The 20,784-nt window shown below is 69.0% G+C and carries 19 protein-coding genes and 1 pseudogene; 5 read left to right on the forward strand and 15 right to left on the reverse strand.

What is annotated here, in order from left to right; genetic code table 11:
* Positions 1-113 precede the first annotated feature (113 nt).
* Positions 114-271 (forward strand): annotated as a pseudogene (locus ACIUM1_RS09725) (LLM class F420-dependent oxidoreductase); the annotation flags it as partial.
* 63 nt (positions 272-334) lie between these two features.
* Here the strand turns inward: ACIUM1_RS09725 and ACIUM1_RS09730 are convergent.
* The 3 genes from ACIUM1_RS09730 to groES form a co-directional block, all read right to left on the reverse strand.
* Complete coding sequence (locus ACIUM1_RS09730; protein WP_406816966.1) at positions 335-1,846, reverse strand: adenylate/guanylate cyclase domain-containing protein; 1,512 nt, start codon at positions 1,844-1,846, stop codon at positions 335-337.
* A 115-nt stretch (positions 1,847-1,961) separates the two neighbouring features.
* On the reverse strand, positions 1,962-3,599 hold the full coding sequence (groL, locus tag ACIUM1_RS09735; protein WP_406816967.1) for a chaperonin GroEL: 1,638 nt from the start codon (positions 3,597-3,599) through the stop codon (positions 1,962-1,964).
* Positions 3,600-3,679: 80 nt separating this feature from the next.
* The gene (groES, locus tag ACIUM1_RS09740) at positions 3,680-3,982 is read right to left on the reverse strand and encodes a co-chaperone GroES (protein ID WP_007773431.1); all 303 of its coding nucleotides are present in this window, start codon (positions 3,980-3,982) and stop codon (positions 3,680-3,682) included.
* Between the two features lie 313 nt (positions 3,983-4,295).
* Between groES and ACIUM1_RS09745 the strand changes: the two genes are divergently transcribed.
* Complete coding sequence (locus ACIUM1_RS09745) at positions 4,296-4,955, forward strand: C39 family peptidase (protein WP_406816968.1); 660 nt, start codon at positions 4,296-4,298, stop codon at positions 4,953-4,955.
* 4 nt (positions 4,956-4,959) lie between these two features.
* On the opposite strand, the gene tsaD is transcribed toward ACIUM1_RS09745, so the two are convergent.
* The 11 genes from tsaD to glmS all read right to left on the reverse strand — a co-directional run bounded on the left by tsaD (position 4,960) and on the right by glmS (position 16,625).
* Positions 4,960-5,985, reverse strand: coding sequence for a tRNA (adenosine(37)-N6)-threonylcarbamoyltransferase complex transferase subunit TsaD (tsaD, locus tag ACIUM1_RS09750; RefSeq protein WP_406816969.1), 1,026 nt, complete (start codon positions 5,983-5,985; stop codon positions 4,960-4,962).
* Complete coding sequence (gene rimI, locus ACIUM1_RS09755) at positions 5,982-6,449, reverse strand: ribosomal protein S18-alanine N-acetyltransferase (RefSeq protein ID WP_406816970.1); 468 nt, start codon at positions 6,447-6,449, stop codon at positions 5,982-5,984. The genes tsaD and rimI overlap by 4 nt, the downstream gene beginning before the upstream one ends.
* The gene (tsaB, locus tag ACIUM1_RS09760) at positions 6,446-7,069 is read right to left on the reverse strand and encodes a tRNA (adenosine(37)-N6)-threonylcarbamoyltransferase complex dimerization subunit type 1 TsaB (protein ID WP_406816971.1); all 624 of its coding nucleotides are present in this window, start codon (positions 7,067-7,069) and stop codon (positions 6,446-6,448) included. Before tsaB ends, rimI begins: the two co-directional genes overlap by 4 nt.
* On the reverse strand, positions 7,066-7,551 hold the full coding sequence (gene tsaE / locus ACIUM1_RS09765) for a tRNA (adenosine(37)-N6)-threonylcarbamoyltransferase complex ATPase subunit type 1 TsaE (RefSeq protein ID WP_406817616.1): 486 nt from the start codon (positions 7,549-7,551) through the stop codon (positions 7,066-7,068). The genes tsaB and tsaE overlap by 4 nt, the downstream gene beginning before the upstream one ends.
* 13 nt (positions 7,552-7,564) lie before the next feature.
* Positions 7,565-8,614 carry an alpha/beta fold hydrolase gene (locus ACIUM1_RS09770; protein WP_406816972.1) on the reverse strand — a complete coding sequence of 350 codons (1,050 nt, stop codon included), beginning with the start codon at positions 8,612-8,614 and terminating at the stop codon, positions 7,565-7,567.
* Positions 8,615-8,666: 52 nt separating this feature from the next.
* The gene (alr, locus tag ACIUM1_RS09775) at positions 8,667-9,833 is read right to left on the reverse strand and encodes an alanine racemase (RefSeq protein ID WP_406816973.1); all 1,167 of its coding nucleotides are present in this window, start codon (positions 9,831-9,833) and stop codon (positions 8,667-8,669) included.
* A 153-nt stretch (positions 9,834-9,986) separates the two neighbouring features.
* Positions 9,987-11,351 carry a glutamate decarboxylase gene (locus ACIUM1_RS09780; protein ID WP_406817617.1) on the reverse strand — a complete coding sequence of 455 codons (1,365 nt, stop codon included), beginning with the start codon at positions 11,349-11,351 and terminating at the stop codon, positions 9,987-9,989.
* A gap of 39 nt (positions 11,352-11,390) precedes the next feature.
* Positions 11,391-12,818 (reverse strand): NAD(P)H-hydrate dehydratase, encoded by a 1,428-nt coding sequence (locus ACIUM1_RS09785; RefSeq protein WP_406816974.1) that lies wholly within the window; start codon positions 12,816-12,818, stop codon positions 11,391-11,393.
* Between the two features lie 82 nt (positions 12,819-12,900).
* Positions 12,901-13,578, reverse strand: a complete 678-nt coding sequence (locus tag ACIUM1_RS09790; protein ID WP_406817618.1) for a rhomboid-like protein — start codon at positions 13,576-13,578, stop codon at positions 12,901-12,903.
* 103 nt (positions 13,579-13,681) lie between these two features.
* Complete coding sequence (locus ACIUM1_RS09795; protein ID WP_406816975.1) at positions 13,682-14,608, reverse strand: DUF4436 domain-containing protein; 927 nt, start codon at positions 14,606-14,608, stop codon at positions 13,682-13,684.
* A 130-nt stretch (positions 14,609-14,738) separates the two neighbouring features.
* Positions 14,739-16,625: a glutamine--fructose-6-phosphate transaminase (isomerizing) gene (gene glmS / locus ACIUM1_RS09800; RefSeq protein ID WP_406816976.1), complete on the reverse strand. Its 1,887-nt coding sequence runs from the start codon at positions 16,623-16,625 to the stop codon at positions 14,739-14,741.
* A gap of 558 nt (positions 16,626-17,183) precedes the next feature.
* Here glmS and ACIUM1_RS09805 point away from each other — a divergent pair.
* The 3 genes from ACIUM1_RS09805 to ACIUM1_RS09815 all read left to right on the forward strand — a co-directional run bounded on the left by ACIUM1_RS09805 (position 17,184) and on the right by ACIUM1_RS09815 (position 19,403).
* Positions 17,184-17,381 carry an Rv1535 family protein gene (locus tag ACIUM1_RS09805; protein WP_406816977.1) on the forward strand — a complete coding sequence of 66 codons (198 nt, stop codon included), beginning with the start codon at positions 17,184-17,186 and terminating at the stop codon, positions 17,379-17,381.
* Positions 17,382-17,462: 81 nt separating this feature from the next.
* Positions 17,463-18,302 carry a dienelactone hydrolase family protein gene (locus ACIUM1_RS09810; RefSeq protein ID WP_406816978.1) on the forward strand — a complete coding sequence of 280 codons (840 nt, stop codon included), beginning with the start codon at positions 17,463-17,465 and terminating at the stop codon, positions 18,300-18,302.
* 57 nt (positions 18,303-18,359) lie between these two features.
* On the forward strand, positions 18,360-19,403 hold the full coding sequence (locus ACIUM1_RS09815) for an LLM class F420-dependent oxidoreductase (RefSeq protein ID WP_406816979.1): 1,044 nt from the start codon (positions 18,360-18,362) through the stop codon (positions 19,401-19,403).
* Between the two features lie 4 nt (positions 19,404-19,407).
* Here the strand turns inward: ACIUM1_RS09815 and ACIUM1_RS09820 are convergent, their stop codons facing one another.
* Positions 19,408-20,781: a hypothetical protein gene (locus ACIUM1_RS09820; RefSeq protein WP_406816980.1), complete on the reverse strand. Its 1,374-nt coding sequence runs from the start codon at positions 20,779-20,781 to the stop codon at positions 19,408-19,410.
* Between the last annotated feature and the right edge of the window lie 3 nt (positions 20,782-20,784).

The following is a 20,784-nucleotide window of genomic DNA, read 5'->3' on the forward strand; positions in this document are numbered from 1 at the left end:
ACCCGGCGGTGCAAGCCGTCCGATCTCGATTCGGCCTCCCGGGACGGGTAAGCCCTGGTTTGTGCGCGTGAGCAGGATTGCGCCACCGGACAAGCAGAGGAAATCGAACGGCCGTCAACATCTGGACGGCGGCCGCCGAGCCCGTCGCCGAGTGGTTCCACCGCATCAACGCCGCCTACCCCAACCGCTTTTCGTGCTCGGCATCGGGGTAGGCCATCCCGAAGTCCAAGGGCAATACCGTAAGCCTTACGAAGCGCTGGTCTCCTACCTCGACCCACAATGCGTCGGCAGTGCCGATATTGGCCGAACTCGCCGGGCCACTTGGCCTGTCACCTCAGCAGGCCTGATCAACGAGTCCGAAAACCTTTGGGGGAGAGGACTTGCCTTTCAGCGCGTGAGCACCCCGGTCGGTCAGGCCGGGCGGTCGAGCGACCAATGCGTCGACAGTCTGCTGGGTGAGAAGTATTGCGTCCCCGGTGGTCTTGGTGAGTTGTTCGACGCGGGCGGCGACGTTGACGGTGTCACCGATCAGCGTGAACTCCAGCTTGCCCCCACCCCCGATGGTGCCGGCGATCACCTCGCCGGTGTTGACCCCAATGCCAATTCGAAGCGTGTCGCCGAACCGCTCTGCGACGAGGCGATGAATCAACATGGCCGCAGCCACCGCGGCTTCGGCGTGGTCGGCAAGGTCATTCGGGGCGCCGAAGACGGCGAGTGCGCCGTCGCCGAGGAACTTGTTGACGTGCCCACCAGCGTCGACAACGGCGGGAACCACGATTTCGAACAGGGCGTTGAGGCGGGCGACGGTGTCTTCGGCGGCGTTGGCCTCGGCGAACGAGGTGAAGTCACGAATATCAACGAACATTACGGTCACCCCGCGACGCTCACCGGTGAAGACTTCGTCCCCCTGCTCGAGCAGTCGCGTTGCGAGCGCGGGGTCGACGTAGGTGCCGAAGGCGGCCTGAAGGCGTTGCCGCTCAGCCAAACCCGCCTGCATCCGGTTGAACGAGGCCGCCAGCGCACCAAGGTCGTCATCTTGGACCACCGGCAAACGCTGGCTGTAGTCACCGGCCGCAACACGTTCCGTGCCTTCGGCAAGATCGCGAATCGGTCGAAGGGAAGGTGACAACGCAGTGCCTACCGTCAGCGGCAACCCGAGCCCAACCGTCAGCACACAGCCGATCGCGACGAAGAGTAGAGGTTGTTCACGGTCCCGATCGAATACGGCCGTCAGCATCGCGCCATAAACCGTGAACACGACCACGACCGCGAGCATGGACACGCTTGACCACACGGCGAAACTCGGACGTGAGCGGGGCAGCGAGTCGCCAATTCCGGTGTCACCGGCGATGGCCACCCTGACGGGGCGCGCGACTGCTTCCGCGATGCCGTGCACAGCGGGCAGCAGGATTGCGGCTCCGATGACGGCGCCCAGAATCCCGTACTGGACGAGCCGCGAGCCATTCGCCCCGGCGATCGCAGCGACAATGACCGACAACAGGCCAACCCAAACGGCGTTGAACACCACCCCTCGAACAACTGTCCCCCGGGCCCAGGCGTAGCTGGCGTCCAATGCCCTTGCGCGATCGACCTCCTGGCCGGCCGCCCACCGCTCTATCAGCCGACCCGCGCCCAAACCGGGAAGTACGACGACGTAGGCGAGCACCGCTACCGCGACAACCGTGCCGACGGCTGCCCGCAAGTACTCACTGGACTGCTCGACAGCGACTATGAGCAACGACCAAAAAAGGTAGATCGGCAGCCCTACCGGGGCTGCGACGGCGCAGATCGCCCACGAGTACCTCTTGCCGTGTCGATCCCACGCCCACTGCCAGATCCGATCCATGCTGCGAGACTAGAGATCTGTAGACGTCAATCTGCGGCTCTTGGTGCGGCTGGACGGAAATTAATACCGAAAGCGCCCCCGGCCTTCCTGACCGGGGGCGCTTTCGTCTCAACCTCTAGTGGTGGTGGTGATGCCCGTGGCCGTGGCTGTGCCCATGGCCGTGGTCATCGTCCTCGTTGGCCGGCTTGTCGACGACGGCCGTCTCCGTGGTCAGCACCATTCTGGCCACCGACGCCGCGTTGACCACGGCCGACCGGGTGACCTTGACCGGGTCGATGACGCCGTCCTTGATCAGGTCGCCGTAGCTCAGCGTGGCCGCGTTGAGCCCCTGCCCGGCGGGCAGTTCGCCGACCTTGTGGACCGCGACCGCGCCGTCGAGCCCGGCGTTGGTGGCTATCCAGTACAGCGGCGCCGCCAATGCCTCGGAGAAGACGTCGACGCCCAGCGCCTGGTCGGCGCTCAGCGATCCGCGGAGCGCCTCCAGCGCCTTGCGGGTCTGCAGCAGCGCTGAGCCGCCACCCGCGACGATGCCCTCCTCGACGGCGGCCTTGGCGGCCGCGACGGCATCCTCGACGCTTTCCTTGCGCTCCTTGAGCGCGGTCTCGGTGGCGGCACCCACCTGGATCACCGCGACGCCGCCGGCCAGCTTGGCCAGCCGCTCCTGCAGCTTCTCCCGGTCCCAGTCGGAGTCGCTGGCCTCGATCTCGGCGCGCAGCTGCCTGATCCGCCCGGCGACCGCGTCCTTGCTCCCGCCGCCGTCGACGATGATGGTGTCGTCCTTGCTCACCACCACGCGCCGCGCCGAGCCCAGCACGTCCGTGCCGACCTCGCGCAGCAGCAAGCCGGCGTCGGGGTTGATGACCTGGCCGCCCGTCACGATCGCCAGGTCCTCGAGGAACGCCTTGCGGCGGTCACCGAAGAACGGCGCCTTGACCGCGACGGCCCTCAGCGTCTTGCGGATGGAGTTGACCACCAGGGTCGCCAGCGCCTCGCCCTCGATGTCCTCGGCGATGATCAGCAGCGGCTTGCCCGATTCGGCGACCTTCTCCAGCATGGGCAGCAGGTCGGGCAGCGAGCTGATCTTGTCCTGGTGCAACAGGATCACCGGGTCTTCCAGCACCGCTTGCTGGGAGTCGAAGTCGGTGACGAAATACGCCGACAGGAAGCCCTTGTCGAAACCGACGCCCTCGGTGAACTCGAGTTCGGTGTTCAGCGTCGAGGACTCTTCGACGCTGACCACGCCGTCGGTGCCGACCTTGGCCATCGCCTCGCCGACCAGCTCACCCAGCAGCTGGTCACGCGACGAAACGGTCGCCACCTGCGCGATGGCTTCCTTGCCGGAGACCGGGGTGGCCGCCGCCAGCAGCGCCTCGGACACCGCGTCGGCGGCCTTGCTGATCCCCACCCCGAGTTCGATGGGGTTGGCGCCGGCGGCAACCAGCCGCAGGCCGCCCTTCACCAGCGCCTGCGCCAGCACCGTCGCCGTCGTGGTGCCATCGCCCGCGACGTCGTTGGTCTTGGTGGCCACCGACTTCACCAGCTGGGCGCCCAGGTTCTCGAACGGGTCTTCCAGGTCGATCTCGCGGGCCACGGTCACACCGTCGTTGGTGACCGCCGGTCCGCCAAATGCCTTGGCCAGCACCACATGCCGGCCGCGTGGCCCGAGCGTGACCCGTACCGCATCGGCGAGCGTGTTCACGCCGGCCTCGATGGCGCGACGCGCTGTCTCGTCGTACTCAATAATCTTGCTCATCAGGCTCCTTCAGCCAAACGCGTGCCGCCCCGGAAATCACCCGCGCGGGACGCGGGGATCGCCGGGGCGGAACACGGTTCTTACTTGGAGACGACAGCCAGCACGTCGCGTGCCGACAGGATCAGGTACTCCTCGCCGCCGTACTTGATCTCGGTGCCGCCGTACTTGCTGTAGATGACGGTGTCGCCTTCCGAGACGTCCAGCGGGATGCGCTTCGCGCCGTCTTCGTCCCACCGGCCGGGGCCGACTGCGACGACGGTGCCTTCCTGCGGCTTCTCCTTGGCGGTGTCAGGAATGACCAGACCAGACGCGGTCGTGGTCTCGGCCTCGTTGGCCTGCACGAGAATCTTGTCCTCGAGTGGCTTGATCTTCACCTTCGCCACGATTGGAGCCCTCCAGTTTTTGGGTTGGGTCCGGGACGTCCCCGGACCGGAGTTGACGGCCGGTACGGGATGACCCCGGACCTTCCGAGTTATCAGGTGTTCGGCATCCGTCCGTGCCCGAGCGCCGTCGTCGCGGGTGCCGACACAGGGCGTGGCCGATTGCCACCTAGCACTCTATACATGCGAGTGCTAGCACTCAAGGGCACCCCGCTGCTTCTCCCGACAGCTGAGCCATGCCGCCGTTCGGGCGATTCGTTTCGGCCCGTCAACCACATGTGAATAATGGAAAACTGTGTCTGCCTGCAGCTCCGCTGTGAACCGCGTCGCCCTGGTCACGGCAATCACCACCGCGATGTCGTGGGCCGTCATCGTCTTGCTCGGGACGGCCGCTGCCGACCCGAACGGCCAGATGTACGGCGACCCGCAGCAAGCCGCCGCCTACTGGCGCTTCCAGCACCAGGAAGACTGCGGCCTGATGGCCATCGCCGACGTGGTCGGCCAGCTCACCGGTCACGAGCCCACCCAGCTCGGCGTCGAGTTGCGAGGCATCTTCACCCCGAGCCAGTCCCACCGCGGAGCCGTCTACTTTTTCGACGGAACCTCACCGCAGGACATGGTCATGCTGCTCCAGCACTACGGCATCCAGTCGGACATCACGTCCGGCAACACCATGCAGGGGCTGGAGAACTATCTGAGTGGCGGCCACAAGGTGATCGCGGCGCTCAACGCGGAGACCATCTGGAACTACCCCCAGGGTAAGGGGCAGCGCGGACAGGCCGACCACGCCGTCGTCGTCACCGGGGTCGACACCGCCAACAACGTGGTCCACCTCAACGACAGCGGCACTCCGAACGGCCGCGACGAGCGGATCCCCATGGCCACCTTCACCCAGGCCTGGTCGACCAGTAACAACCTGCTGATCGTCACCCAGGCAACCGGCTACGGCACCGTGCCATGGGTGCCCCATATTTGAGGCGTCACGGCAACCGCCCCTTTACTACCGGGAGGCCCGGGTCGCTGGGCACGTCCAGCGGGGAGGGCGGCGACCCGGCGGCCACCAGGTGCGCGGCGAAGGATGCGATCATCGCCCCGTTGTCGGTGCACAGCCGCGGCCTGGGGATCCGCAGGGCCAGCCCGGCTGCCGCGCAGCGCTGCTCGGCCAGCTCGCGCAACCGCGAATTCGCGGCCACTCCGCCAGCGATCAGCAGCGTCCGCACGCCGAGGACGGTGGCGGCACGCACCGCCTTTCTGGTCAGCACGTCGGCAACGGCTTCCTGAAAGCCGGCCGCGACGTCGGCGTTCACCGCGTCCGGGTGGCTTTCCAGATATCGCGCGACGGCGGTCTTGAGTCCGGAGAAGCTGAACGCGTAGGGGTCGTCACGCGGCCCGGTCATGCCGCGCGGGAACTGGATGGCGTCGCGATCGCCGGTGCGGGCCAGTTCGTCGAGCACCCGGCCGCCCGGGTAGCCCAGCCCCAGCAGCCGGGCCACCTTGTCGTAGGCCTCGCCCGCGGCGTCGTCGACGGTGCTGCCCAGCTCGACGATCGGCTCGCCGAGCGAGCGCACGTGCAACAGGTGGGTGTGGCCCCCGGACACCAGCAGCGCCACGCATTCGGACAGCGGCCCGTGCTCGTAGACGTCGGCGGCCAGGTGCCCGCCCAGGTGGTTCACCGCGTAGAGGGGCACCCCCCAAGCGGCCGAATACGCTTTGGCCGCAGCGACTCCCACCAGCAGGGCGCCGGCCAACCCGGGCCCGATGGTGGTTGCGACCACGTCGGGCCTGTCCAGGCCCGCGGTCGACAGCGCGCGACGCATGGCGGGGCCCAGTGCCTCCAAGTGAGCGCGCGAGGCGATCTCGGGAACCACGCCGCCGAACCGCACGTGTTCGTCGACGCTGGACGCCACCTCGTCGGCCAGCAGCGTCACGCCGCCGTCGGCGTCCAGCCGTGCGATGCCGACTCCGGTTTCGTCGCAAGAGGTTTCGATCGCGAGGATGGTTGTCATAAGGCCTCCCGCCGCATCGTGTACGCGTCGGCGCCGCTGACCCGGTAGTAGCGGCGTCGCAGACCGATCTGCTCGAACCCGACACTGGTGTACAGCCCGATGGCCGCCTCGTTGTCGGTGCGGACTTCCAGATACACGGCGCCGCCGTCGGCGAAGGTCAGCAGCTCGTCGAGCAGCCGGCGGCCGATGCCCCGGCCCTGGTATGCCGGATCCACGCCGATGGTGTGCACCTCGTACTCGTAGGGCGGGGTGCGGCCCAGCCGCGATATACCCGCGTAGCCGACCAGCTTCTCGCCGACCCGTGCGCCGACGTAATGGTTGTGGGCGCTGGCCAATTCGCGGTGAAACGCCGCCGCGGGCCAGGGGTCGTCGCCGTCGAAGAGCTGCGCCTCCAGCTCGGCGCAGCGCCGCGCGTCGGCCCGGGTCAGGGCGCCCACGGTGACGGCCTCGCTGTGGGCGGTCATCGCCGCGCCGCCAATGGTTTGGCGTCGGGCCGGCGCAGATACAGGGCCACCAGCGGCTCCGGTTGGGCTTCCCAATCGGCCACGGCGGCAACCAATCCGGCCGCCGTCGGGCAGCCGGGTTCACACACCGGCAGACCGAACAGGCCGGCGTGTTCGGGTGAGCCGGCGACGGCCACCGCGGTGCCCGGGTCGACGTCGGCCGGGGCGTTGACGGCGGGGCCGTGGGTGCGCACGCCGTCGCGGTAACGGGCCCAATAGACCTCGCGCCGGCGGGCGTCGGTGACCACCAGCACGTCCCCGGTGGTGAGCACGCCGATCGCGTCGAGACTGCACACGCCGTGCACCGGGACGCCCAGCGCATGTCCGTAGGCGGCGGCGGTGGCCATCCCGACCCGCAGCCCGGTGAACGGACCCGGGCCGCAGCCCACCACGACGGCGTCCAGGTCGGCCATCGTCAGTCCCGCATCGGCCAGGGCCGCAACGACATTCGGAGTGAGCCGTTCGGCGTGGGCACGGGCGTCGACGGTGACCCGCTCGGCCAGCACGCACAGGTCGTCGCGGCGAACCAGGCCGGCCGTCACGGCCGGGGTCGAGGTGTCGAGCGCAAGGACGATGCTCATGAATCACCCTCGGTGCCGGGAACGCCGGCGTTGTCGGCCCATCGCCAGGTCGCGATCCGCACGTCGGAGTGGCTGACGCGCTCCAGCCGGATGTCCAGATGACGTTCGGCGAGCCGCTCGACCAGGCCCTCGCCCCATTCCACCACGACGACAGCGTCGTCGAGATCGCTGTCCAAGTCCAGCGAATCGAGCTCACCGAGCAGGTCGGCGCCCTGGTTGTCGGTGTGGTCGAGCAGCCGGTACATGTCGACGTGAATCATGGTCGGGGCGCCGGCGCGCCGGGGCGGATGCACCCGCGCCAGCACGTAAGACGGTGAGGTGACCGGCCCGTCGACGTCCATTGCCGCCGCGATTCCCTTGGCCAGCACCGTCTTTCCCGCGCCGAGCGGTCCGGAGAGCACCACCACGTCGCCCGCCCGCAATTGTCGCCCCAGCCGCGACCCCAGCGCCATGGTGTCCTCGACACGCTCGAGCGTCGCCATGCCGGTCTCGAGCTCACCCACGACGCCGCAGCCTTTCTCGCATCCGTCGCATCCGCAGCGCCGCCTTGCCCGGGGTGGCCCGCCTGACCAATCGGACCAGGCCGGCGTTGATGGCCTCGGGCTTGTCCAGCAGCGCCAGGTGGCTGGCCCCGGCGACGATGACCAGTTCGGACTGCGGCAGGCTGGCGGCCATCTTGCGGGAATACTCGTCCGGAGTGAGCAGGTCATGGTCGCCGCACGCGATCAGGGTCGGGATGCGCAGCAGCGTCCACAGCCCGGCGGTTTCGTCGTGCTCTTCCAACGCGTCCAGGAAACCCACCATGGTGGGGATCGGGGTGCTGTTCATCATCCGCTGGGAGAACGCGTCCAGGCTCCGGCTGACCTGCAGGTCGCTGTAGGAGGCGGCCCGCAGCACCGGGCCGATCAACGATCGGGACACGTTGCGGCCGCGGTGCATCAGCTTCGGCGCGGACCGTGCGGCGACCCGAACCGCTTCCAGCGCAGGGTTTTTCAAGATCTCGCCGAGTGGGGACCTCGAAACGCCTTCGGCCGCCGAGGAAATCAGTGCGGCTCCCACAATGCGGCGCCCGTACTCTTCGGGGAACTGCCGGGCATGGGATAACACCGTCATGCCGCCCATCGAGTGGCCCACCAGCACCACCAGTCCGCGCGGTGCCACCACGTTCAGCACGGTTTGCAGGTCCCTGCCGAGTTGGGTCAGCGTGTAGGTCTCGGGGTCGGCCTCGCCGGATCGGCCGTGCCCCCGCTGGTCGTAGAAGACCATCCGCACGTCCGGGCCGAGCTGCTCGGGCAGCCGGGTGCGCTGGAAATGAAAGGCGCCCATCTGCAGGCAGAATCCGTGGACGAACACCAGGGTCAGCGGCGCATCGGCCGGACCGGCCTCGCGGACCGCCAGCGGTATCCCGTCAGGGGTGGTCACCACCAGGCTGGTGTCGTCCTCGAGCCGGTTGAAATCCTCATGGGCGTAAGGGTCTTCGACCGTGGCGCGCTGGGTCATCGACCGGCGAGCGGAGGCTCCGATGATGGTGGCGACGGCGGTCACCCCCGCGCCTCCCGCTAGCCAGGCCCTGCCCTTGCGGCGCCGGCGGGGTTGCTCAGGGCTCAACGGTGTGCGCCTCGCGGTAGGTCCGGGTGATCCGCCCGCGGGGGCTGGTCACCACTTCGTAGTGGATGGTGCCGAGCAGGTCGGCCCAGTCCTGCGCGGTCGGCTCGCCGCCGGCGCCGGGCCCGAACAGGATCGCTTCGTCACCCTCGGCCACATCAGTGCGGCCCGGGCCCAGGTCGACGACGAACTGGTCCATGCAGATTCGCCCGACGCCCGGTCGGCGCCTGCCGTTGATCAGCACCTCCAGCCGGCCGCCCAGCGACCGGAAGATGCCGTCGGCGTAGCCGACCGGGATCAGTGCGAGAGTGGTGTCGCGCTGCGCGGTCCAGGTGTGGCCGTAGGACACACTCTCGCCGGCGCGAATCGACTTGACCAGTGCCACAGTGCATTTCACCGTCATCGCCGGCACCAGACCCATGTCACCACGCTCGGGCACCGGGCTCAGCCCGTATACCGCGATGCCCGGGCGCACCATGTCGAAGGCCAGGTCGGGGCGCGACATGGTGGCCGACGAATTCGACAGGTGCGCCACCTCGAACCGCACACCCCGATCGTGGGCCTGGGCCAGCATCTCGCTGAACCGTTCGGCCTGAAGGTTGTTCACCGGATTGGCGGGCTCATCGGCGTACACCATGTGCGACATCAGGCCGCGCAACACGATGGCCTGTTCGGCGACGGCGCGGCGCAGCGCGGTCAGCATCGAGGGATACCGCGCGGGCGGCACCCCATTGCGGTTCAGCCCGGTGTCCACCTTGACGGTGACCGCCGCGGTCCGGCCGGTGCGGCGCGCCGCGTCCAGCACCTCGTCGAGCTGGCGCTCCGACGACACGGCGACCTGGACGTCGGCCAGCAGCGCAGGCCCGAAGTCGACGCCGGGCGGGTGCAGCCAGGCCAGCACCGGGGCGGTGATTCCGGCCGCGCGCAACGCCAGACCCTCGGCGACGGTGGCGACACCCAGCTCGGCGGCCCCCGCGGCCAGCGCGGCGCGCGCCGTCTCGGCGGCTCCGTGTCCGTAGCCGTCGGCCTTGACCACGGCCATCACCTGCGCGCGGCCGGCCTGCTCGCACAGCAGCCGCACGTTGTGCTCGATCGCGCCCAGGTCGACCAGGGCCTCAGCGAGGACGCCCGGTGTCAGGGATATCGGCGTAACGGCCAACGAAGTCGCGCTCCCGTTCGGTTGTCTGTCAGTTCGCAGCAACCATTGTCCCAGAACGGGTCGGACACACCGCTCGCCGACGGCGGGGTCCGGCAGAGCGCCTGGTCCCCGCTGGGGCCAGTGTGGCCGGTGTGACGAAGCCTGCTCGAGGACTCAGTGCGCGAAGTGCTGCTCGTCGTAGTGGCCGCCGGGCTTGACCTTGTCCAGCGAGGCCAGCGCGCTGCGGGCGTCGTCGTGCAACGCCCGGGCCAGGTCGGCCGACAGGCCCTCGCGCACCACGATGCGCAGCACCGAGACGTCGGTGGCGTTGTCGGGCATCGTGTACGCGGGCACCTGCCACCCGTAGGTGCGCAGCTCATGGGAGACGTCGAACTCGGTGTAGCCGCGGTCCCCGGCAAGCCGGAACGCGACCACCGGGATCGCCGAACCGTCGGAGATCAGCTCGCAGTGCTCGCTGACGCGCAGCTGCTCGCCCAACCAGCGCGCCGTCGCCGACAGCGTCTGCATCACCTGCGTGTAGCCCTCGCGGCCCAGCCGCAGGAAGTTGTAGTACTGGCCGACGACCTGGTTGCCCGGGCGGGAGAAGTTCAACGTGAAGGTCGGCATGTCGCCGCCGAGGTAGTTGACCCGGAACACCAGCTCCTCGGGCAGGTATTCCTTGCTGCGCCACACCACGAAGCCGACGCCGGGATAGGTCAGCCCGTACTTGTGCCCGCTGACGTTGATCGACACCACGCGGGGCAGCCGGAAGTCCCACTTGAGTTCCGGGTGCAGGAACGGCACCACGAATCCGCCGCTGGCGGCGTCGACGTGCACGGGAACGTCCACGCCGCCGCCGGCCGCCAGTTTGTCCAGCGCTCCGCAGATGTCGGCGACCGGTTCCAGCTCGCCCGTGTAGGTGGTGCCCAGGATCGCCACCACGCCGATGGTGTTCTCGTCCACGGCGTCGACGACCTGTTCGGGGGTGATGACGTAGCGCCCCTCCTCCATGGGGAGGTAACGGGGCTCGACGTCGAAGTAGCGGCAGAACTTCTCCCAGACCACCTGGACGTTGGAGCCCATCACCAGGTTCGGCGTGCGCGTCTTCCAGTCTTTGCCGACCTTTTGCCGCCACCGCCACTTCATGGCCAGGCCGCCCAGCATCACCGCCTCGCTGGAGCCGATGGTGGACACCCCGCACGCGCTGTAGGGGTCGGCGTCGTTGAGGCCTTCGGCGTGGAACAGGTCGGCGACCATGCAGACGCAGCGCTGCTCGATGGCCGCGGTCGCCGGGTACTCGTCCTTGTCGATCATGTTCTTGTCGAACGTCTCGGCCATCAGCCGCCCGGCCTCGGGATCCATCCAGGTGGTGACGAATGTCGCGAGATTCAGCCGGGAACTGCCGTCCAGCATCAGCTCGTCGTGGATGAAACGGTAGGCGGCCTCGGGGTCCATCGACTCATCGGGCATCCGCAGGGCCGGCACCGGCGCGGTGAACAGCCGGCCGGTGTAGGCCGGCGCGATGGAGTGCGCGGGCATGGAAGGGTGTTGGGGCACGACGCGATCCTTTCTAAGGGTCTACTCCTGAAGGGCGGCCAGGGCCGACCGGATGTGTGGCACCATGCGTGACGCCGAGGTCGGCGCCTGGCCGGGGCCCGGGTCGGCGGCCGACAGTGCCGCCGCGCGCGCGTGCACGAAAGCCGCGGCCGCCGCCGCCTCGGCCGGCGGCAGCCCCGACGCCAGCAGCGCGCCGATCATGCCGGACAACACGTCACCGGAGCCGGCGGTCGCCGCCCACGACTGCCCGGCCGGACTGAGGTAGACCGGGCCGCCCGGATCGGCGATGACCGTGACGTTGCCCTTGAGCAACACCGTCGCTCCGAACGCATCGGCCAGCTTGCGGCACGCGCCCACCCGGTCATCACCGGGTGGGTTACCCGCCAGCCGGGCGAATTCACCCGCGTGCGGGGTCAGCACGGTCGGCGCGGTGCGGTTGGCCACCAGTTCGGGATGGGCCGCCAGAATGGTCAGCCCGTCGGCGTCCACGATCACCGGCAGGTCGGTTTCCAGCGCGAACCACAGCGCTGCGGCCCCGACGTCGTCGGTGCCCAGTCCGGGCCCGACGACCCAGGACTGCACGCGTCCGGCCGACGCTGGCGTGGGCGAGGCGATCACCTCGGGCCAGTGCGCGAGCACCTCGCGGTGCGCGCTGCCGGCGTAGCGGACCATGCCAGAGGTCGCCGCGACGGCGGCGCCGGTGCACAGCACCGCCGCACCCGGATAGGTCGACGAGCCGGCCATCACCCCGGTCACACCTTGGGTGTACTTGTCATCGTGCGGTCCGGGCACCGGCCAGCGCGCGGTCACGTCCGCGGCCTCGAAGCCCAACAGGTCGGTGTCGGGCAGGTTCAGTCCGATATCGATCAGCTTCACCCGCCCGCAGTCGGCGAGCGCGTGCACGGGTTTGAGTCCACCGAAGGTGACGGTCAGGACGGCGTGCACCGCCGGGCCGTCGACCGCACCGGTCGCCGGGTCGATGCCGCTGGGAATGTCGACGGCGATCACCGGAATTCGCGCGTCATCGACCGCGGCGAAGACCTCGGCCGCGGCGGGTCGCAGCGCCCCGGAGCCGGAGATGCCCACCACGCCATCGATGACGAGATCGGTTGTCGGCGAGACACTTTCGACGATGCGGCCACCCGCCCGCCGGAATGCCGCCAGGCCTTTGCGATGGGTGCGCTCCGGGTTGAGCAGGATGGCGTCGGCGGCCGCGCCGCGACGGCGCAGGAAAGTGGCCGCCCACAGCGCATCGCCGCCGTTGTCCCCCGAGCCGACCACCGCGCACACACGTCGCCCGGTTACCCCGCCGGTGCGCGCGGCTAACTCACCGATGATCTCGGTGGCCAGCCCATAGGCCGCACGCCGCATCAACGCACCGTCGGGCAGGCTGGCCAGCAGTGGCGCCTCGGCTTCGCGGATCGCGTCTACGCAGTAGTAGTGCCGCATCAGAGCCAGGTTACGTGTCGGCGACGGGTGACAGCCACGGCTAAGCGATTTCGGCCAACACCGTTCCGGAATTGCTTGCGGTCTACGGGGTTTCCGGCGGCACGTTGCGGCGCACCATCGCCCGCAGCCGCGCCGGACCCACCGGGCTGCTGCGTCTGGAGCTGGTGCGCGTCATCGGGTAGAAGCACAAGCCGATCAGGATCGAGGTGAAGTGCCCGATCGCGGTGAAGTTCAGTTCGCCGCCCATGGTGATCAGCGGGAAACCGAAGATGATGAACAACACCCCGAGGTAGCCCCACCGCCAAGGCCGGGCGATGTGGTAGGTCAGCACGGCCATCACGCCGACCAAGAAATAGCTGACCCCGATGTCGCGGGCGTGCACCAGCCGTTGCGAGGCGTCGTGTTCCTCGATCGCGAAATAGAGGATGCCTTCGCTGATGTAGGTGGCCAGGATGTGCGAGCTCAATCCCACAGTGAGCCAGCGCAGCTGGCCGAGCCAGTGTTCGGCCGGCGCGAGAAACAGGGTGAACAGCAACAGATAGGGCTCGAAGTTTTTGCCGTCGATCCACAGCAGGCTGGAGAACAGCACGTCGAGCGGGTCCCTGCCCAGCTCGTGAATGTTGGTGGAGCGGTGCAGCAGTACCGAGTGCAGCTCCCGGCCGGTGAGGTGGGTCTGGATGATGGTCGTGACCATCAGCACCAGCAGCCAACCGTAGGTCAGCGGGGCGTTGATGACGAAGTGCCAGACCGCCAGCGTCATGCTGCGCACTCGCCTGCGAACTGATGGATGCGCCACGACATCAACCTTCGCACGCGGGGCGCGGCGCCGGACAACTTCGGCGGCAAACACGCCGCCACCGGTGCTACTTAGCCGGTGCGGGTGCCGGATCCGCCACTGCGGGCGACGGATCCGCCGGCGCGGGGGCCGGCCTTGCCGATGCGTCCGCGGGCACCGGCTTCAAATGCCGCCACCAGCAGCCGATGTACAGAATCATCGAGACCGCCAACGCGACCAGCACCCAGATGACGACGGTGATGTCGACCCAGCTGCCGAACGGCGGCGAACCGGGCAGCGCGTTGCGCAGCGGCACCACCGCGAACAGCATCGCCGCGTACCACGTCGTCATCGGCGGCTGAAACGGGCGCCGGTCCCGCGCCGTCTGAATCGCAACGACCAGAGCCAGACTGGCGATCGTGATGAGCACGCCGAGGATGACGATGGCGAACGCCGCGGTGCTGAGCGAACGATGGACCTTCAGTCGGTAGGGGCCGTCCGCCTGGGTCCTGGTGGCGGATAGCCGCCACCCCGAGAGGTGGTCGACGAAGGTGACCGGCACGTGGTCGGGTGCCCGGTCGGTGTCAGGGCCGTAGAAGATCTCCACTTCGATCGGCCCCGAGTGGTATTGGTCGAAGGGCCAGCGCTCGATCTGCCCGGCGATGGTCAGCGGGACCGCCATCAGGCCGGGCAGCATGCCCTTGGTCCAGGTGTGCCGGGCAGGCATCGCGGCCGACCTGACGCGCAGGCTGAGATCGTCCTTGAGGTGATGGGTCTTCGGGTCCAGTAACGCCGACCCGGGGTTGAACGCCAGATTGACGGCGAGCACGCTGTTGTTGGACTGGATGTCTTCGACGTTGATCGTCGCCGACGGCCTGTCGCCGTCGCCGACCGGAGTGGTCACGTCCAGCCGCTGGCCGGTGCCGCTCTGCGCGTACATCGCGACCGCCACCACGTATGCCGCGAGGATGAGGACGACCAGACCTACGACGCCGTACTTCCCGGCCGATCGCATACTTCCTCCCGCACGGACTCAACCCAACCCGCCTGCCGCAAACGCTGTCCCAGGGCAATGTAATGGATCGGCCGCGTGTCCGCGGGGTATCCGGGCGAAGCGGCGCAGGCTATTTCCCGCCGATGCTCACCTATTCCACGGTGACGGACTTGGCCAGGTTTCGCGGCTTGTCGACGTCGTAGCCGCGGGCCTGCGCCACCGACGCGGCGAACACCTGAAGCGGGATGGTCGACAGCAGCGGCTGCAGAAGCGTTGACACGGTGGGGATTTCGATGAGGTGGTCGGCGTAGGGCCGCACGGTGTCGTCGCCTTCCTCGGCGATGACGATGGTTACCGCGCCGCGGGCCTGGATTTCGCGGATGTTGGACAACAGCTTGGCGTGCAGCACGGCCGACCCCTTGGGGGACGGCATGATGACGATGACCGGCAGATCGTCTTCGATCAGCGCGATGGGGCCGTGCTTGAGCTCGCCGGCGGCGAATCCCTCGGCATGCATGTAGGCCAATTCCTTGAGCTTCAGCGCGCCTTCCAGCGCCACCGGGTAGCCGACGTGGCGGCCCAGGAACAGCACCGTCGGGGACTGGGCGAATTGATACGCCAGGGCGGCCACCGGCTTGATCGACGCGATGACCCGCGCGACAAGGTCCGGCATCGCTTCCAGCTCGTGGTATTCGCGCCAGACCTCGTCGGGGTACTTGGTGCCGCGGGCCTGCGCCAGCGCCAGCCCGACCAGGTAGTTGGCGGTGATCTGCGCCAGGAACGTCTTGGTCGAGGCGACCCCGATCTCGGGGCCGGCGCGGGTGTACAGCACGGCGTCGCACTCGCGCGGGATCTGCGAGCCGTTGGTGTTGCAGATCGCCAAGACCTTGGCCTTCTGCTCCTTGGCGTGCCGGACCGCCTCGAGCGTGTCCGCGGTTTCGCCGGACTGCGAGATGGCGACCACCAGGGTGCTGCGGTCCAGAACCGGGTCGCGGTACCGGAATTCGCTGGCCAGCTCGACCTCGACCGGCAGCCGCGTCCAGTGCTCGATCGCGTACTTCGCCAGCAGCCCGGAGTGATAGGCGGTGCCGCAGGCCACCACGAAGACCTTGTCGATCTCGCGGAGTTCCTGATCGGACAGGCGCTGCTCGTCGAGGACGATCCGGCCGTCGACGAAGTGTCCCAGCAGGGTGTCGGCCACCGCGGCGGGCTGCTCGGCGATCTCCTTGAGCATGAAGTACTCGTAGCCGCCCTTTTCGGCGGCGGCCAGGTCCCAGTCGATGTGGAACTCGCGGTATGCCCCGGGGCCGAGGTCCTCGTTGCCGTCGAAGTCGGTGATCCGGTAGCCATTCGCGGTGAGCACCACGGCCTGGTCCTGGCCGAGTTCGATGGCGTTGCGGGTGTGCGGGATGAACGCCGCCACGTCGGAGCCGACGAACATCTCCCCGTCGCCGATGCCGATCACCAGCGGGGTGGAGCGGCGGGCGGCGACGATGGTGCCGGGGTCGTCGGCGTTGGCGAACACCAATGTGAAGTGGCCGTCCAGCCGGCGCAGCACCGCCAGCACCGACGCGACGAAGTCGCCCGCGGTGGGGCCGTGCCGGTATGCCTGTGCGACCAGGTGCACCGCCACCTCGGTGTCGGTGTCGCTGGCGAACTCCACGCCGTGGGCCTCCAGCTCGTGGCGCAGGTTGGCGTAGTTCTCGATGATGCCGTTGTGGACCACCGCGATCTTGCCGGCGGCGTCGCGGTGCGGGTGGGCGTTGCGGTCGGTGGGACGTCCGTGGGTGGCCCACCGGGTGTGGCCCAGGCCGGTGGTCCCGGTCAGCGACGACGCCGGCATCTGGGCGACGGCCTCTTCCAGGTTGGCCAGCCGGCCGGCGCGACGGCTGACCGTCAGGGTGCCCGCCGACGGGCCACTGCCGTCGACCAAGGCGATGCCCGACGAGTCGTAGCCGCGGTACTCCATCCGGCGTAGCGCGGCCATGACGACCTGACAGGCGGGCTGCTGCCCGACGTAGCCGACAATTCCGCACATTCTGAACAGGGTAGTGCAGGTGGCGGACCAACCTGGCACTCCGCGGCTGTGATTAGGCCGCCCACCTGCGCAAAGGGCCCTGTTGCCGGTGCGAAGCGGTGTACCGCGCCGCGCAGACCCACAACGCGCTGACCCATCCGCCGGCGTATCCGCACCGGGACGCTGACGGCGCATTCACTCAATCGTCATAAACGGCGGAAATCTCTTCACCCGCTGTATTTGTGACGTTTTCGTGTCGCAGCAGCGCTGCCGGGACACAGCGCCCTAACATTCGACATATCAGCAAATATTGGAAAAGATCTCAAGCCACCGGAAAGCCGGGCGGCTCGAGGGCCATCCGATCACGATTACACGTCCTGCCAGCCACGAAACCGTGGTCAATGATCTGCCGTCCGGCGTTTGTCAGACATAGGCCAGATATTCTGGCTACCTGGGGTCACGCTTTTAGCGGAGCCATGAATTCAGTCGTCAGTGGTTGTTAACCGGGAATTGTGCAACGGGTCGTATCGACATGCGTAACTTTTCGGACCGCCCGCCGGGCGCCATGAGGAGGCAATCATGACCGCAGTTCGCTACGACGATGTGGTGCCCGCCCCCATGGCGCCGGCGCCCGTGCAGACGCCCAAGCCGCGCCCGCAGGCGCCGGCCGGCTCCGGGAACCCGTTGATGGACATGACCGCCCAGCTGCTGTCCGTCCCGCTGCACCAGGTCTACGCGGCGCTGTGGCGGATGGGCGTCATCGAGGTCAGGGGCTAGCAGGGTCCGCGCCCGCGGCGGGCACGCCGGCCGGCGTTCCTTGCACCCCGGCGCCCGATTGCGATGCGCTAACGTCAACGCGTGGCCCGCATCCGCAAGCTCGTCGCAGCTCTCCGCCGCCGTGGACCGCATCGGGTTTTGCGTGGTGACCTGGCTTTTGCCGGCCTGCCGGGCGTGGTGTACACCCCCGAGGAGGGGCTGAACCTGCCGGGCGTGGCGTTCGGCCATGACTGGCTCGCCGGGGCGGGGCGGTATTCGAACCTGCTGGAGCATCTGGCGTCCTGGGGCATCGTGGCCGGCGCTCCCGAGACCCAGCGCGGCGTGGCCCCGTCGGTACTGAACCTGGCGTTCGACCTGGGCACCACCCTGGACATCGTGTCGGGCGTGCGCCTGGGCCCCGGCAAGATCAGCGTGCACCCGGCCAAGCTCGGCGTGGCCGGGCACGGTTTCGGCGGTTCGGCGGCGGTGTTCGCCGCGGCCGGGATGCCGGCCAAGCCCGCCGCCGTGGCGGCGATTTTCCCCAGCGTCACCAGCCCGCCGGCCCAGCAGCCGGCCGCCACGCTGAAGGTCCCCGGGGTGATCTTCACCGCGCCGGGCGAACCGAAAACGCTGAACTCCAACGCGTTGGCGCTCGCCGACGTGTGGGACGCGGCGACGCTGCGCGTCGTCAGCAAGGCCCAACCCGGCGGGCTGGTCGAGGGCCGGCGGCTGACCACTGTGCTGGGACTGCCCGGGCCGCACCGGCGCACCCAGCGGTCGGTCCGGGCGCTGCTGACCGGCTACCTGCTCTACACCCTGGGCGGCGACAAGAAGTACCGCGATTTCGCCGACCCGGAGGTACACCTGCCGGGCACGGATGCGATCGACCCCGAGGCCGAGGCGATTCCGCTGGAAGAGAAGATCGTCGCCCTGCTGAAGTGAGGCTGCCGGTCCGCCGACGGCCAACGCGGCCGCGCGCCGGCGTGGTAAGTGTCAGTGATGCGAATCGGGATCGCTCTGAATTATTCGGGCGGCTTCCACGAGGCCGTCGACCGAGTGGTCGAACTCGAAAAGTCCGGCATCGAGGTCGTGGCGGTGGCCGAGGCGTATGCCTTCGACGCCATCAGCCAGTTGGGCTATCTGGCGGCCAAGACGCACACCGTCGAGTTGGCGTCCGGCGTGCTGCCCATCTACATCCGGACGCCGTCGCTGCTGGCGATGACGGCGGCGGGGCTGGATTACGTGTCCGACGGGCGGTTCCGGCTCGGCATCGGCACCTCGGGGCCGCAGGTCATCGAGGGGTTCCACGGGGTCCCGTTCGACGCCCCGATCGGGCGCACCCGCGAGATCGTGGAGATCTGCCGCAAGGTGTGGCGCCGCGAACGCGTGCAGTACGACGGCAAGCACTACCAGGTGCCGTTGCCGGCGGATCGCGGCACGGGCCTGGGCAAGTCACTGCAGCTCATCAATCACCCGGTGCGCGAACGCATTCCGGTCAGCATCGCCGCGCTGGGCCCGAAGAATGTCGAGCTCACCGCCGAGATCGCCGAGGGCTGGCAGCCCGTCTTCTACCTGCCGGATCAGGCGGACTCGGTCTGGGGCGAGTCGCTGGCGGCCGGTGCCGCCAAGCGTGATCCCGCGCTGGGACCGCTGGATGTGATGGTGCACGCGTCGCTGGCCATCGGGGACAACCTCGACGAGCGGCTGGCGTGGGTCAAGCCGCAGTTGGGCCTCTACATCGGCGGGATGGGCGCCAAAGGCCGCAATTTCTATCACAATCTGGCGACGCGCTACGGGTTCGGTGAGGTCGCCGACCGCATCCAGGAGCTGTACCTGTCCGGCCGCAAGCAGGAGGCCATCGACGCCGTGCCCGATGAGCTGGTGCGCGGCATGTCGCTGATCGGCCCGCCCGGATACGTCGCCGAACGCATGGCCGCGTTCGCCGAGTCCGGTGTGACGACGCTGCTGGTGAACCCGCTGTCCACCGACCGCGCCGAATCCGTGCGCTTCGTCGAGGAAGCCTTGAAGCTGAAGCCCGCCTGAGCGGTCACTGCCCCGCCTGCGGAAGCTGGTCCGCGGCAATCTCGCACGGCGTTTTCGCCGGGCCGGGCTCGGGTGCCGGCCCGGCGGCGGGTGCGGCGGGAGGTTCGGGCGGCGGAGACCCCGGTGGCGCTGTGTCAGCCGGGGGCGGTGTGCCGGCCGGCTGCGGTGTGTCGACGGGCTGGGCGGAGTCGTCGGGCCGAGGTTCGTCGACGGGCGGGGCCTGGTCGGCTTCGGTGGGGTCATCAGCATCGGCCTCCTTGTCGGCCACGACGTCCTCGGAATCGTTGGGGTGAAAAGGAGTTTCGTCGAACGAATCCGCGTCGTCGGTCAAGGCGGCCGCACCGCCCGGCCCATCACCGGCGGATCCGATCAGCCCGCCCACCGCGTCGACGATCCGGCCGGCAAGCCCGAGCAGGCCGCCACCACCGCCGAATCCCCCACCGCCGAGCCCACCGCCGGGGTCTCCGCCGCCCAAACCGCCCAGCTCACCCGCCGGCATGCCCAGGGCGTCGCCGAGCGCGGCTCCCCAGTCCGGCCCAGGCGCGGCGGCGACCGGCGGCGGTGCCGGGGTCACCGGATCCGGTGCGGCACTGACCGGGCCGGGCACGGCGGCCGCCAGCGTCGGCGCGGGGTCTGGCGCCGGCAGGGGCTCGGCCACCGGTGCAGCGGGCTGCACCGGCACAACGCCCGTCCCGAGATCACCGGGAAATTCGAAGCACGCCGTCGGCACCGCGGTCAACTTGTCGATGACCATGGCGTAAGACGTCTCGATCCCGTCCGAGGTGGACCGCATCGCCGTCAACCAGTCGTTGCGAATGTCGTTGTCCACGTACGGCATTACCTGCCGGTGCACAACGTCGGCCGCGCCGTCCCGGTCTCCCGCCATGACCGCGGCGGCGGCGGCCAGCCACGCCGGCCGCTGAACGCGCACGCGGTCGTCGACGACGATGGCGGTCGCCACCCCCGAATCGACCAGATACCACAGGTTGTCGCGCAGTGACTCGCACCGTTGGGCCGCCGCGCGCAGTTCGGTGGCGACGGCGTCCGCGGTGTCGCAATGCCGCTGCAACAGCTGCACCGCGGCGTCGCCGCCCGGACCCGTCCACGCCGCGGCCAGCTCGGCCACCTGGGCACGCTGCATGCGCAGCGCTTCGGCGGCCACCACACCCGCCGCCCGTAGCTCGGCGCAGTCGCGGTCCAGCGCACGCAGGTCCAGGCCGTCCTGCCCCGCATACCATTCCCGGATCTGCGCGGGATGCGTTGTCAGGTCCGGGTTTTGGTAACCCAGCGCATGGCAGGCCCACACGTATGCCTGGGTGTGCTCGACGGCATCCCGGCCCTCGGCGAGCCGTGCGGCCACGTCCAATCGGTCGGCCACGGC

The sequence above is a fragment of the Mycobacterium sp. M23085 genome (assembly GCF_045343915.1).
Taxonomy (GTDB): Bacteria; Actinomycetota; Actinomycetes; order Mycobacteriales; family Mycobacteriaceae; genus Mycobacterium.

Excerpts from the sequence above, each read along its gene's own strand:
- ACIUM1_RS09815 (WP_406816979.1), top strand. The coding sequence starts at position 18,360 with ATGCGAATCGGGATCGCTCTGAATTATTCGGGCGGCTTCCACGAGGCC.
- groL (WP_406816967.1), bottom strand. The coding sequence starts at position 3,599 with ATGAGCAAGATTATTGAGTACGACGAGACAGCGCGTCGCGCCATCGAG.
- tsaB (WP_406816971.1), bottom strand. The coding sequence starts at position 7,069 with ATGAGCATCGTCCTTGCGCTCGACACCTCGACCCCGGCCGTGACGGCC.
- ACIUM1_RS09795 (WP_406816975.1), bottom strand. The coding sequence starts at position 14,608 with ATGCGATCGGCCGGGAAGTACGGCGTCGTAGGTCTGGTCGTCCTCATC.
- ACIUM1_RS09785 (WP_406816974.1), bottom strand. The coding sequence starts at position 12,818 with ATGCGGCACTACTACTGCGTAGACGCGATCCGCGAAGCCGAGGCGCCA.
- ACIUM1_RS09790 (WP_406817618.1), bottom strand. The coding sequence starts at position 13,578 with ATGACGCTGGCGGTCTGGCACTTCGTCATCAACGCCCCGCTGACCTAC.
- ACIUM1_RS09805 (WP_406816977.1), top strand. The coding sequence starts at position 17,184 with ATGACCGCAGTTCGCTACGACGATGTGGTGCCCGCCCCCATGGCGCCG.
- ACIUM1_RS09780 (WP_406817617.1), bottom strand. The coding sequence starts at position 11,351 with ATGCCCGCGCACTCCATCGCGCCGGCCTACACCGGCCGGCTGTTCACC.
- tsaD (WP_406816969.1), bottom strand. The coding sequence starts at position 5,985 with ATGACAACCATCCTCGCGATCGAAACCTCTTGCGACGAAACCGGAGTC.
- ACIUM1_RS09730 (WP_406816966.1), bottom strand. The coding sequence starts at position 1,846 with ATGGATCGGATCTGGCAGTGGGCGTGGGATCGACACGGCAAGAGGTAC.
- glmS (WP_406816976.1), bottom strand. The coding sequence starts at position 16,625 with ATGTGCGGAATTGTCGGCTACGTCGGGCAGCAGCCCGCCTGTCAGGTC.
- tsaE (WP_406817616.1), bottom strand. The coding sequence starts at position 7,551 with ATGGCGACGCTCGAGCGTGTCGAGGACACCATGGCGCTGGGGTCGCGG.
- rimI (WP_406816970.1), bottom strand. The coding sequence starts at position 6,449 with ATGACCGCCCACAGCGAGGCCGTCACCGTGGGCGCCCTGACCCGGGCC.